The organism is Streptomyces sp. NPDC020780 (assembly GCF_044334475.1).
Lineage (GTDB): Bacteria > Actinomycetota > Actinomycetes > Streptomycetales > Streptomycetaceae > Streptomyces.
In genome coordinates, this window is record NZ_JBIRTB010000010.1 from 248,031 (window position 1) to 260,379 (window position 12,349).

The 12,349-nt window shown below is 71.2% G+C and carries 8 protein-coding genes; 4 read left to right on the forward strand and 4 right to left on the reverse strand.

The features are described 5' to 3' along the window. Nucleotides 1-256: 256 nt before the first annotated feature. Together ACH4VO_RS21330 and ACH4VO_RS21335 are read right to left on the reverse strand one after the other, a co-directional pair. The gene (locus ACH4VO_RS21330; protein WP_398441190.1) at nt 257-2,047 is read right to left on the reverse strand and encodes an MFS transporter; all 1,791 of its coding nucleotides are present in this window, start codon (nt 2,045-2,047) and stop codon (nt 257-259) included. A gap of 358 nt (nt 2,048-2,405) precedes the next feature. Further along, nucleotides 2,406-5,366, reverse strand: a complete 2,961-nt coding sequence (locus ACH4VO_RS21335) for a hypothetical protein (protein WP_360987001.1) — start codon at nt 5,364-5,366, stop codon at nt 2,406-2,408. Between the two features lie 164 nt (nt 5,367-5,530). Here ACH4VO_RS21335 and ACH4VO_RS21340 point away from each other — a divergent pair, with 164 nt between their 5' ends. From ACH4VO_RS21340 to ACH4VO_RS21355, 4 genes are all read left to right on the forward strand, one after another. Next, complete coding sequence (locus tag ACH4VO_RS21340; RefSeq protein ID WP_069174481.1) at nt 5,531-6,250, forward strand: GPP34 family phosphoprotein; 720 nt, start codon at nt 5,531-5,533, stop codon at nt 6,248-6,250. 217 nt (nt 6,251-6,467) lie between these two features. Continuing rightward, complete coding sequence (locus ACH4VO_RS21345) at nt 6,468-7,325, forward strand: helix-turn-helix transcriptional regulator (protein WP_360986997.1); 858 nt, start codon at nt 6,468-6,470, stop codon at nt 7,323-7,325. A 377-nt stretch (nt 7,326-7,702) separates the two neighbouring features. Next, nucleotides 7,703-7,909: a DUF397 domain-containing protein gene (locus ACH4VO_RS21350; protein WP_360986994.1), complete on the forward strand. Its 207-nt coding sequence runs from the start codon at nt 7,703-7,705 to the stop codon at nt 7,907-7,909. A gap of 512 nt (nt 7,910-8,421) precedes the next feature. Next, nucleotides 8,422-10,002 carry a sodium:solute symporter family protein gene (locus tag ACH4VO_RS21355; protein ID WP_360986991.1) on the forward strand — a complete coding sequence of 527 codons (1,581 nt, stop codon included), beginning with the start codon at nt 8,422-8,424 and terminating at the stop codon, nt 10,000-10,002. Nucleotides 10,003-10,364: 362 nt separating this feature from the next. On the opposite strand, the gene ACH4VO_RS21360 is transcribed toward ACH4VO_RS21355, so the two are convergent. Next, nucleotides 10,365-11,489, reverse strand: a complete 1,125-nt coding sequence (locus tag ACH4VO_RS21360; protein WP_360986988.1) for an ADP-ribosylglycohydrolase family protein — start codon at nt 11,487-11,489, stop codon at nt 10,365-10,367. 268 nt (nt 11,490-11,757) lie between these two features. Beyond that, the gene (locus ACH4VO_RS21365; protein WP_360986985.1) at nt 11,758-12,231 is read right to left on the reverse strand and encodes a carboxymuconolactone decarboxylase family protein; all 474 of its coding nucleotides are present in this window, start codon (nt 12,229-12,231) and stop codon (nt 11,758-11,760) included. Nucleotides 12,232-12,349 lie beyond the last annotated feature (118 nt).

The window sequence follows — 12,349 nt, forward strand, 5'->3', positions numbered from 1 at the left end:
GTCGGTGCACACCGTCCCTGGGGCCGGTGGTCACACCCGGTGGTCACACCCGGTTCTCAGCAACCCGAAAGCTCCGGCGGGGCGGACCCCCGGTGGCAGGACGACTCAGCCCGCCGACGCGGAAGACCTCGCCGGGAAGCCGGGAGGTCGAACGTGCCACGGACCGCGACAGACGTACGGAGGCGACGGAACCGGCCCTCGGACCCGTCCCGCGCCCTGCCCCGCCCCGCCCGTCGACGCAGCCGCCCAGCCCTCGTCAGCGCAGTTCCTCAGGGCACGGGGTGCCCGGCTGCAACTGGTAAGGCGCCGCTAGCCGGTAGACGCCCGGGCGCGGGGCGAGCAGTTCCGTCCACTCGTCGCCGTCGGGGTCCTCGTCCACCTTGATCAGGCAGCCGTGCTCGTTGGTGAAGTCCTTCGGGGCTTCGGCGTCCTCCTCCGCCCGCTTCTTGGAGGCCTCCGTCTCCTGGGGCCGCTCCACGCTCTTCCCCTCGTCGTCCACGAGGGCGAGCCAACGCGAGTACGGGATCCGGATCAGCACCCTGCCCGCCGACCGCACCCGGATCGTCAGTTCGTCCGCGCCGGCCCGCTCCACGGTCGCCGGCGGGTCGGCGAGCGGCACCGGGTCCAGCACCCGGAAGAGCTTCCAGTTGGCGTCGCTCCAGACGGCCTTCAGGTACGGCTGGCCCTTCTCGACGAGCGCCGCCTCCTGCACCGCCCCGCTGGAGTCCGGCTTCCCGGTCGGCAGCACCACGTAGTGCACGGCCCAGCGGTCCAGCCACTCGCGGTAGTTCACGGCGTTCAGGGTGTCGTCGTAGAAGAGCGGGTTGCGCTTCATGTCGGCCTGCCGGTTCCAGCCACGGGCCAGGTTCACGTACGGCGCGAGGGCCGAGGCCTCCCGGTGGCTGCTCGCGGGCACGACCTCGACCCGGCCCCGCTGCGCCCCGGCCTTCTGGAGCTGGTGGACCAGAGGGGCCAGCTCACGGTTCCAGGACGCGGTGGGGGCGGTGCGCACTATGTCGTCGACGCCCTTGTAGCCGATCCAGAAGTTCAGCCCGGCGAACGCGATGACCAGCGCGTACCAGCGGCGGGTTCGGGGGGCCGTGTACGGCAGCGCGGCCAGCAGGACGACCCCGGCGAACAGCATCGCCATCCGGGAGACGTTCGACCCGATCTGCGAGTCGACGACGTACGTCAGCAGCGTCCCGACCCCGTACACCGCGGCGGCCGTGCGCACGGTGTGCCAGCCCCGGGGCACCAGGAAGAAGATCAGGACGGAGAAGAGCAACGGCATCGACAGGGTCCCGAGCGACATCGGCTGCGTACCCGAGAAGGGGAACAGCCATGCGGACAGGACCACGACCGCGACGGGCGCGAGACCGAGGGCGTACGCCCCGGGGCGTCGTTTGTTCAGGAAGAGCGCCGCGGCGACCACGCCGAGGAAGAGCCCGGCGACCGGACTCCCCAGAGTCGCGAGCCCGGCCAGCGGGGCGGCGACCGCCGCCTTCGCCCACCGCTTGTAGCGCCAGCGGTACGGCCAGCAGAAGACCGCGGCGACGGCCCCCAGGGCGAACATCATGCCGAGGCCGAAGGTCACCCGCCCGGACAGGGCGTTGCAGAGGTACGCGAAGACGCCGGCCAGTGAGCAGGCCAGGGGGTTGCGGACGGCGGGCACCCTGACCAGGATCAGCGCGGTGAGCACGGACGAGGCCGTGCCGACGATCATCATCGTCGTGCGGACGCCGAGCAGCGACATCAGATAGGGCGAGACCACGCTGTACGAGACGGGGTGCATCCCGCCGTACCAGGCGAGGTTGTACGCCGTCCCGGGATGCCGGCCGACGAACTCGGCCCAGGCGTCCTGGGCGGCGATGTCACCGCCGCTGTTGGCGAAGAAGAAGAACCACAGCAGGTGCACGGCCGCCGCCACCGCGGTCGTCACCAGGACGGTGCGGCGCCACGGACGGTGCCGGGCGGTGCGGCGTGTCCCGTCGGTTCCTGTGGCGCCGGGCGGCGGCTTTTCCTCGCTGCCGTCACGGGGCGCCGGCATCCTGCCGGACACGGTCGCGGGAACGATGTTCTCGTTCGCCCGCGTCGGCTCAGCGGTGGTCACTTCGACTCTCCCCGTCCTCGCCCGGGCCCTGCCGAACCGACGATGTGCTGCACGGGCTCACGTACCTCGAAGGGACGCCTGCAGGCGTCCACACGTTGCTTCCGGGACGCTAGCACGCGCTGTTTTCCCCTTCCCCCGCTTCTCCGCCGTCCACGCCGGGTGGCGCCCGGTCCGCGCACGCCTGGGCGGGCCCGACACCCCGGCCGCGCGCCCTTGCGGACGGGACACCCCCGCCGCGCGGCGGGCGCGGCGGGGGTGCTCGGGACGGAGGCGGATACCTGTCCGCCGATCCGCGTCAGCTGATCCGCGTCAGTTTCTCGCCGAAGGTCGGGTCGGAGAGTGCGCTGTCGAGCACCACCGGGACCTTCACCTGGCTGGCGCCCTCCCCGATCGTCATGGTGCCGACGCGGGTGCCGGCGGCAGCCGAGTTCGGGATCGTCCTGCCGTCGTCGGTCAGTTCGAGCTCGACCGTGAGACCCGGCCAGCCGACCGCCTTCACGTCCTCGGCCGCGACCACGTCCGTGGTGTGGCCGAATCCGTCGTCGACGGTACCGACGACCTGCCCCTTCTTCACGATCGTCCGGCTCTCCAGCAGGCCCTGGGTGGCGACCATGACCTCCTTGCTCACCGCGTTGACCGTGTCGATGATCGGCGGCTTGTGCTGCCCCAGCACCGCGCCGACGATCAGCTGGTCGGTGTCGCCGACCATCTTGTGCGCGGCGAAGAGCAGGTTGCCGCCCGCCTTGGTCGTGGTGCCGGTCTTGATGCCGAGGGCGCCGTCGTACGGGACGAGGGTGTTGTAGTTGCGCCACGTCTTCCCGGACGGGTCCGTCCACGAGGACAGCTTGGTGATCTCCATCAGGGCGGGGATCTCCACGAGCTTCTGACCCAGCTTCACCTGGTCCTCGGCCGTGCTGACCGTCGTGGCGTCGAGGCCGGACGGGTCGGTGTACGTGGTGTTCTCCATGCCGAGTTCCTCGGCGGTGTCGTTCATCTTCGCGACGAACGCCTTCTCGGAACCGGCTTCCCAGCGGGCCAGCAACCTCGCGATGTTGTTCGCGGAGGGGATCATGACGGCCGCGATGGCCTCCTGCTCGGTGAGCGTGTCGCCGGCCTTCACCGTGTCGAGCGTCGACTCGCCCACGGAGCTCAGTCCGCCCTCCTGCTCCGCCTTGGCGTCGACCGGGACGTCCGCCCCGTCCTCGCCCTTCTTCATGGGATGGCTCTTCAGTACGAGGTAGGCCGTCATCGCCTTGGCCACACTGCCGATCGGCACGGGCTTCTGCTCACCGAACGAGTCGACCGTGCCGAGGCCCGTGGCCGCCATGTAGCCCTGGCCCTCGTCCGGCCACGGCAGCGTGGGCTTGCCTCCCTCGAAGGCGTACGACGACTTCGCGGTGAGCGAGAGCACGGGTTCCGGGAGTGGCCGGACGGCCTGCGCGATCGCAAAGATGATCAGCAGGAGCAGGACCAGCGGCGTCCAGATCTTGAACCGCCGGACCGCCGTACGGACCGGGGTCTCCGGGGGCGGCGGCGTGTTGGTCAGCTCGGCGAGCAGGTCGAGGGGCGGCTTGGGCGGCATCGGCTGCTGCCTGGTGCGCTCGGCCTCGGTGAGCCCGGCCGCCGGTCCTGCCGGGGCTCCGGGCCCGGCGGTGCGGTCCGGGGCAGCCGTCGGAGCGGCCGGGGGCAAGGCCGCTCCCGGCCTGCGGGGCGCGGAGGCGGGTTTCGCGTCGTCCGAGCGCAGCGGTACGAACGTGCTCGTCCGCCCGGCGGGGGTCTCGGGGCCCGGCTCCGGCTTCTTCGCCGGCGAGGGAGGGAGCTTCAGTGCGGTCGTCGGCTGGTCGACCCGCTCCGGACGCAGTGCCTTGAAGGCGGTCGTCGGCTGATCGATACCGTGGTCGTCCCCGACGGATTCGGCGGATTCCGCGGACCCGGAAGCATCTTCTGCCTCGGGCTTCGCCTTCGTCCCGGGCTTCGCCTGCACCCCGGGCTTCCCCGCAGGCTTTGTCTTCGCCCCGGTACCGGCCTCAGGCTTCGTCTTCGCCCCGGTACCGGCCTCGGTGCTGGTCCTCGCCTCGGCACCGGCCTCGACGGAGGCCTCACCGCGGGTCTTCGGAACCCGGGCGGCGCCGGCCGCCTCCAGACCCTCGGCCTTCACGCCCTCGCTCTTCGCGCCCTCGCTCTTCGCGCCGCCGGTCTTCGCGCCGTCGGTCTTCGCGCCGTCGGTCTTCGCGTCCTCCGCCTCGTCCGTCCGAGCTGCGGAGTCCTCCGCATTCACCCGGTTCCCGTCCTCGTCCGTAGCGGCCGGGGGTGCGGTGGCGTCTTTGCCGTCGTCATCCGCGACCCAGGCGGCTACGGCGGCACGCAGCCGGGCATCGGTGGGCGCGGTCGACGCGCCGGTCCCGGCGCCGATGTGATCCCCGGAGCCGGCCTCGGACGCGGGTCCGGTCCGCGCGTCCGTCGCGGAACCCGGAGCGGTCCGGGCGTCGTCCGACGCGGTCCGGGCGTCGTCCGACGCGGTCCCGGCGTCCGGCTTCCCACCGGACGCGGCCCCTGCCACGGCACGCCCGGGCGCGGAACCCGCCTCCGGCTCGGACTCGGAACCCGCCGCACGCCCCGACTCGGGCCTGGAAGCGGACCCGGGCCCACCGGCCGACGCACCGTCCCCCGGCGCCCTGTCCCCCGCCGGCTCCGCAGAGCTGGATGCGCGCTTCTCCGACGCCGCGACGCGCTCACCGCCGACCTCCTGCTCGCCGGGGTCCGCATCCTCCGCCCCAGAATCGACGTCTGGTGCCCCGGAAGCGGCCGCGGACGACCCGGAAACGTCGTCAGATGCCCCGGAAGCAGCGGCAGGAGCGTCGGAGACGCCCGCCGAAGCCTCGGAGGCAGCCGCGGGCGTCCCGCCCTCCGTGCGGCCCGTGGAGGAGCCCTCACGGGCCTCCACGCCGTCCTCGGGGTCGGCCCCGGAACGCGGGGCACCCTCGGCGTCGCTCTCCCTCGCCGTCCCGCCGGCCGGCGTGTCGCTCGCGGCGTCCGCGAGGTGCGGCGTACGGAAGACCGCCGTCGCCGTATCCGTCGCGGCGCCCGTCGTCCCGCCCGTCGTACTCCTGCTCCCGCTGTCCGCAGCGGCGGCCGGTTCGCGGAACACGGCGAAACGCGGATCGCGTTCCTCAGCCGTCCCCGACGACTTCCGCTGCTCCGACTTGTCGGGGGACTCGCCCGCCACCGATGCCTCCTTCTTGCGCCGCGGGGACATGCCCGCACTGTCCGAACCATCTACCAGTGTCCTGTGTGAACCCTTGGCCGGGCCGCTAGACGAGAACGACATACCTAACGGTTCCCTTACAAAGCACCCAGGCACCCTCGACAGACCAATGTGAGAGGGGTCACCCTGTCACTCATCCACGCGGGGAGGCATGGATGGGCAGGAGCCGCAGAACAATTCCGGAGGAGCTTCTGCTGCTCGCTCTGGACCCGACCACGGGTACCACAGCGCAGCCGCAGTCGCTCGACCTCGGCCTGGCCGGGGCACAGCTAGTGGAGCTGGCTCTGGCAGGACGGATAGCCCCTGACGGGGATCGTATCGCCGTGGTGATGCCACGGCCGACAGGAGATCCGACTCTGGACTCCGCACTGGAACTGCTGCGCCGTCGCGGCAGCCCGGTTCGGGCCGTCCACTGGATCGGCGGGCCCCGACTGGGACTTCGCCAGATCTACCTCGCTCATCTGGAGCGGTGCGGCATGGTGCATGCCGTGGCGGGCCAGATGTGCGGAGTGCTGCCGACGACTCGCTACCAGGCGACGGACACGGCGATCAGCCGGGACATCAGAGCCCGGCTGGACAGTGCGATCCGCACCGGCGTACCGCCGGACCCGCGGACCGCGGCGCTCGCCGCACTGGCCCACGCGGTCGGACTCGGCAAGCACCTGTACCCCGGCAACGAGGGGCGCTCATCGCGCTCCCGGCTCCGGGATCTGATCAGGCACGACCCGATGGGCGGCCTCGTGGCGCATGCCGTGATGGACGTCCAGAACGGTGTGGCCGTCCAGCCGCGCCGTAACCAGCAGACGGCAGGCGTGCCGTTGCAGCCGCAACCTCAGTCGCGTCGCGGCAGCATGGCGCACACCTCCGTCCACTGACCGCGCGCACCCCTGCGCGGAGCACCGCACACCGCCGCACCGACGTCCCCATGACCCGGTTCGGGAGTCGCACCACACGCGGGGCAGCCGGATCCACCGGCTGCCCCGCGCGCGTGCGTGTGGCCGTTTCCCAGCGCACCCGGGGCAAGGGGTGGCAATCTGCTGAGCAGTAGATACGCACAGCTACCAATGCTGCTTAGCCGGAGGTGCCGTTTCCGTGCCGACCAACGTCAATCCCACCGTCCGGCGACGACGGCTGGGCCAGGAACTGCGCCGCCTGCGCGAGATCAAGGGCATGACGGCGGAGGAGGTGGCGGACCGGCTGCTGGTCTCCCAGTCGAAGATCAGCCGCCTGGAGAACGGCCGGCGCTCCATCAGCCAGCGCGACGTCCGCGACCTGTGCGGGGTGTACGAGGTCGCGGACCACCGGGTCGTCGACTCGCTCATGCAGATGGCGAAGGACTCCCGCCAGCAGGGCTGGTGGCACGCCTTCGGGGACATCCCGTACAGCGTCTACATCGGGCTGGAGACGGACGCCGAGTCCCTGCGCGTGTACGAGCCCCAGATGGTGCCGGGTCTGCTGCAGACCCGGCGTTACGCGGAGGCGCTGATCACCGGCGCACTGCCGGAGGCCCCGCCGTCCGAGATCGAGAAGCGCGTCAACGTCCGGGCCCGCCGCCAGGACCGCGTCAACGCACCCGAACACCCTTTGCGGCTGTGGGCCGTCATCGACGAGTCGGCCCTGCGCCGGCTGGTCGGCGGCAAGCAGGTCATGCTGGAACAGCTCGAGCACCTCGTCGAACAGTCGCTGCTGCCCCATGTGACCGTCCAGGTCCTGCCGTTCGAGATGGGCGCCCACCCGGGCATCAACGGCCAGTACGCGATCCTCGAGTTCCCCGACGCCGCGGATTCCAGCGTGGTGTACATCGAGGGCGTCACCAGCGACCTCTACCTGGAGAAGGCGAACGACGTGCAGCGGTACAGCGTCATGTACGAGCACCTCCGTGCGCAGGCGCTGAACGTGGACCAGACCCGCCTCTTCATCGGCGAGATCGCCAAGAGCTACACGCGCTGACACACCCGCCGGGCGGCCCCGGAACACCCCTGCGACAGCAGCCGGGGCAACGCCCGTACAGCAGCGGGGGAAGCGCGCCCCGAACGACAGCCCGCCCGGCCGCCGGACGACCACTCGGCGTCAGCCGGACCGCCGCGGCACCTGCCACCGGAAGCAGCAGCCCGAAAAGGCATGCTTCCATCGGCTTTGCTGTGATGTAAGTGAAGCGGGGGCAGGACGATACACCGTCATCACCTAGCGACGGAAGAGGCGCATGCGATATGCCATCCGGTCGAGTGAACGGCTCCACCACGCTGCGAGGTTGGCGAGTAGCGTCGATCACGCCGACGGGATTGAGGTTGGCGCCGACCCACACACCTCTCTGAACCGGAGTGAACATGGCTATTCTTCAGGGTGCTACGGAAAACTGGACGAAGTCCTCGTACTCCGGTGGCAACGGGGCGTGCGTCGAGGTCAAGTCCCCCGTCACGCAGGCCATCGCCGTACGCGACTCGAAGGCCCCCGAGGGCCCTTCGCTCACCTTCGTGCCCGGGGCGTGGAACGCATTCGTGCGTGATGTGGCAGCGGGTACCGCCACCGTCTGACCCGCGGACACCTGCCGCGTCCGCCGGCCGCCGCGCATCACAGCGGGAGCCCTCTCGACTGGTCCGCCGTCCTGGCCGAGGGGGCTCGGCCCGCCGCAGGACCCAGCGGCAGCGACCGGCGCACCGCTCATCGGAGATCCGGCAGCAAGCCCGGCATCCCGGACTCCCCTTGCTCAGCTCTCCCCCTGTCTCCGACCGCACGGGACCCGCATCCCGTGCGGTCGTTCTGCGTTCTCGGGCGTTTCCTGAGTTGCTTCGAGCTCTGCACAGCCTGACGAAGTGCCCGCTCATCGTGTGGCCGCGGTCACGTGGACGACAACGCCCTTCAAGGTCAAGAAACAGCAAAATCGTTCGCCTTGCTGATCTGCGTTCACATCTCTGACCAAAGAAAACCTTGACCGACGGACCGGACAGGCGGTTCAATCCCCACGTCCCGTTCCCGCGCGGGCCCCGCTGAACGGCCGTACCGACGAAGTGCGTTCCCGTTCACAAGGCGGACCCCTGGAGGGGGCATGAACAGTCTCGACTGGGCCGTGCTCATCGGCTACTTCGGTGTGATGGTCGCGATCGGACTCTGGTCGCACAAGCGCGTGGACAACGTCAGCGACTTCTTCACGGCCGGCGGCAAGATGCCGTGGTGGCTGTCGGGCATCTCGCACCACATGTCCGGTTACAGCGCGGTGATGTTCACCGGCTACGCCGGTATCGCGTATCAGTACGGCGTCACGTCCTTCGTGACCTGGTCGCTGCCCATCGCCATCGGCATCGGCATCGGTGCGAAACTCTTCGCGCCCCGGCTCAACCGGCTGCGCTCGCGGCTGCACGTCGCTTCACCGCTCGAGTACCTGAAGAACCGCTACAACATCCAGACCCAGCAGGCACTGGCCTGGTCCGGACTGCTGCTGAAGATCGTGGACGTCGGCGCCAAGTGGGCGGCCATCGCCACGCTGCTCTCCGTCTTCACGGGCATCACCCTCACCCAGGGCATCTTCATCACCGGCGCCATCACCGCCGTGTACTGCACGGTCGGCGGGCTCTGGGCCGACGCGCTCACGGAGCTGGGGCAGTTCGTCATCCAGCTCTTCGCAGGGCTCGCCATGCTCTTCATCGCGATGGGCAAGCTGGGCGGCTTCAGTTCGCTGTGGACGGTCTGGGACAAACTGCCCGAGGGCCACACGAGCCCGACGGCCGGCCCGTACACGGTGACCTTCCTGCTCGCGTACCTCTTCATCAAGACCTTCGAGTACAACGGCGGCATGTGGAACCAGGCCCAGCGCTACATGGCCACGGACTCCGCACGCTCCGCGACCCGTTCGGCCCGTCTCTCCGCCATTCTGTGGCTGGTCTGGCCGACGGTCCTCTTCTTCCCGATGTGGGTCGCCCCGCTGCTCGTCGAGGCGAAGAAGCCGGACGCCTCGGACAGTTACGCGCTGATGACCGAGCAACTGCTGCCGCACGGTCTGCTGGGCCTGGTCGTCGTCGGCTTCTTCTCGCACACGATGGCCATGTGCTCCTCCGACGCCAACGCCATCTCGGCCGTCTTCACCCGGGACATCGCCCCGGTCTTCTCCAAGGCCGCCCGCACCTGGAGCAACCGCAGCGGTCTGCTGGCCGCACGGCTTTCCACGCTCGCCTTCCTCGGGCTGTCGATGGCGCTGGCGACCCAGATCAACTCACCGACGTTCAAGGACATCATCTCGGTCGTCATCAAGTGGGTGGCCGGCCTGATGGGGCCGATCGCGATCCCGTTCATGCTGGGTCTGCTCCGCAGATTCCGCAGGTCCGGGCCGACGGCGGCGCTCACCAGCTGGGCGGCAGGCCTGCTCGCCTTCTACTTCACCAACTACGAGTTCGACGGTTCGGTGAAGACGGACGTGGCGCTGCAGTACCAGGTGGCGCTGCCGTTGGCGATCTCTCTGGTGCTGTACATCGTGATCGGCTACATCAAGCCGGAGGACACCCCGGAGCGCGACGCGCTCATCGAACAGATCAACTCGGACGACGGCGGACCGGCGGGGGCAGCCACCGCCGCGGTCCCGGCGCAGCAGGCCGGCCCGGAGGGCACGGTGGTTCCCGAGGGGGCCAAGGACTGACCTGCGGGCCGGCCCGGGCTGCGCGCGCGGGTGCGACGCGAGGGCGCAGGCGCGCGGGCGCGGGACAGGACACGTACGGGACACGGACGTGGGGGGGGGCCGCCGGGCCCCCCCCCCCCCCCCCCCCCCCCGCGCGGGGGGGGGCCGGCCCCCGGGGGGGGGGGGGGCGGGGGGGGGGGGGGGCGGGGGGGGGGGGGGGGGGGGGGGGGGGGGGGGGGGCCCGCCCGCGGGGGGGGGGGGGGGGGGGGGGCCCCCGGGGGCCCCCCCCCACGCCCCTCGGCCCCGGTCATGTCCTTCCGCCGCCGTCCAAGTCCGTCCGCAGCCGCGCCCGTTCTGCCCTTGAGTGCCCGGGCCCCGGGCCGTCACCCCCGTGGGTAGCGGGCCAGCCAGCCGGGGGCGACCGCGGTCGGGCTGTGCAGGGCCGGGCCCTGCGTCATCTCCATCGCGAAGTCGTCGGACAGTTCGAGGACGGTGGAACGCCCCTCCAGCTCGGCCAGCCACGCGGGCGGCAGCGCCGTCTCGCCGTGCAGCGCCCCGAGCAGGGTCCCGCAGACGGCCCCGGTGGCCGCGGAGGGCCCCGAGTGGTTCACGGCGAGCCGGAGGCCGTGCCGTACGTCCTCCCCGACCAGGGCGCAGTACAGCCCCACGGCCAGGACCTCCTCGGCGGAGTCCGTGTCGCCGAGTGCCTCGATGAGGGCGGGTCCGGGAATGCCCTGGCGTACGGAGCCGAGGGCCTGCCGCAGCGCGTCGGTGACCTGCTCGTTGCCCGGGCGGTCCGCGAGGAGTGCGAGGGTGTGCTGGACCGAACCGTCCAGGCTCTCGCCGCGGGCGAGCCCGTGCACCAGGAGGGCGAAGGCGCCCGCCGCCAGCTGCGCGGTGGCGTGACCGTGGGTGTGGGCGGCGCATTCGACGGCCAGCTGGAGGACGAGCTGCGGATCCCAGCCGACGAGGAGCCCGAAAGGTGCGGAGCGGGTCAGCGCTGCGGAGTCCCGGGCGGCCGGGTTCTTGGGCACCGCGAGGGTGCCCATCGTGGCGTCGCCGAAGGCGACCAGGCACTCCCGGGTGGGGGCGCGACGGGCGTACAGCCACTCCTCGCAGGCCAGCCAGCCGTTGTCCAGCCGGCGCTCGTCGGGTCCCCAGGCGCTCTGGGTGGCCGCCCACCGCAGATGGGCGCGGTGCACGTCGGTGGGCGGGTGCCAGGCGCCCGTGTCCCGGCGCACCTGGGCCCGTATCAGCCCGTCCACGGTGAACAGGGTGAGCTGGGTGACGGCGGTGACGGACCCGCGCCCGGCGTGGGCGGCGACGAAGTCGGCGACGCCGTCCACACCGTGGGCGGCGCGTATCTCCTCCAGGGTGAGCGCGGAGACGCCCGCCCCGAGCGCGTCACCGATGGCACCGCCGAGCAGGGAGCCCCGTACCCGGCTGCGGAAGTCCTGCTGCTCGGCCCGGCCCCAGACAGCTGTGGATCCCGTGGTCCCTGTGCTCACCGTGCCCCTTCCGTCCGGCCTGCCGTGCGCGACTGCGCAAGCACTGTAATGGAACGGGAAGAGCCGGATCAGGGCCGGAACAGTATGTACGGACTAGCGTGCGAGAGCACTTTTGAACGGCATTCCTCACGGTTTCCGGGATGGCCTTCCGGACTTGTCCGGTAGGGAATGCGCGCATTTCCTCCGCAGGGCGAGGGCCGCGTGAGCGGGAACACGACCACCCGCGCCGGGACCGTGTCCGCGGGCCCGGCGCGGCACGGCGCGGCCGTCAGCCGAACTGGCCGGGCTGGTAGTCGCCGGCGGGCTGCTGCACGATGACGTTCAGGCGGTTGTACGCGTTGATGAGGGCGATGAGGGCCACCAGGGCGGCGAGCTGGTCCTCGTCGTAGTGCTTGGCGGCCTCCGCCCAGGCTTCGTCCGAGACGCCGCCGGCCGCGTCCGCGATGCGGGTGCCCTGCTCCGTGAGCTCGAGCGCGGCGCGTTCCGCGTCCGTGAACACGGTGGCCTCGCGCCAGGCCGCCACGAGGTGGAGGCGCGTCGGGGTCTCGCCGGCGTGGGCGGCGTCCTTGGTGTGCATGTCGGTGCAGAAGCCGCAGCCGTTGATCTGGCTGGCGCGGATCTTCACGAGTTCCTGCGTCGCGGCCGGCAGCGTCGAGCCGCTCACCGTCCTGCCCGCCGCGTTGATGTGCTTCCCGAACGTGGCCGCGATCCGGTTGCCGAAGAGGTTGATACGAGCGTCCATGGTGCACTCCTGTGCAGTCGCCGGTGCTTACACCTCTTCGACGGAACGGGCGCCCCGCGATGTGACATCAGGGAGTGTGACCCGGGTCTCCCCCCACGGTCGCGGGGTCTCCGTGCGG

Bases quoted from the DNA above. Each gene is read 5' to 3' on its own strand.
- ACH4VO_RS21330 (WP_398441190.1), bottom strand. From the start codon at position 2,047: ATGCCGGCGCCCCGTGACGGCAGCGAGGAAAAGCCGCCGCCCGGCGCC.
- ACH4VO_RS21355 (WP_360986991.1), top strand. From the start codon at position 8,422: ATGAACAGTCTCGACTGGGCCGTGCTCATCGGCTACTTCGGTGTGATG.
- ACH4VO_RS21350 (WP_360986994.1), top strand. From the start codon at position 7,703: ATGGCTATTCTTCAGGGTGCTACGGAAAACTGGACGAAGTCCTCGTAC.
- ACH4VO_RS21335 (WP_360987001.1), bottom strand. From the start codon at position 5,366: ATGTCCCCGCGGCGCAAGAAGGAGGCATCGGTGGCGGGCGAGTCCCCC.
- ACH4VO_RS21340 (WP_069174481.1), top strand. From the start codon at position 5,531: ATGGGCAGGAGCCGCAGAACAATTCCGGAGGAGCTTCTGCTGCTCGCT.
- ACH4VO_RS21365 (WP_360986985.1), bottom strand. From the start codon at position 12,231: ATGGACGCTCGTATCAACCTCTTCGGCAACCGGATCGCGGCCACGTTC.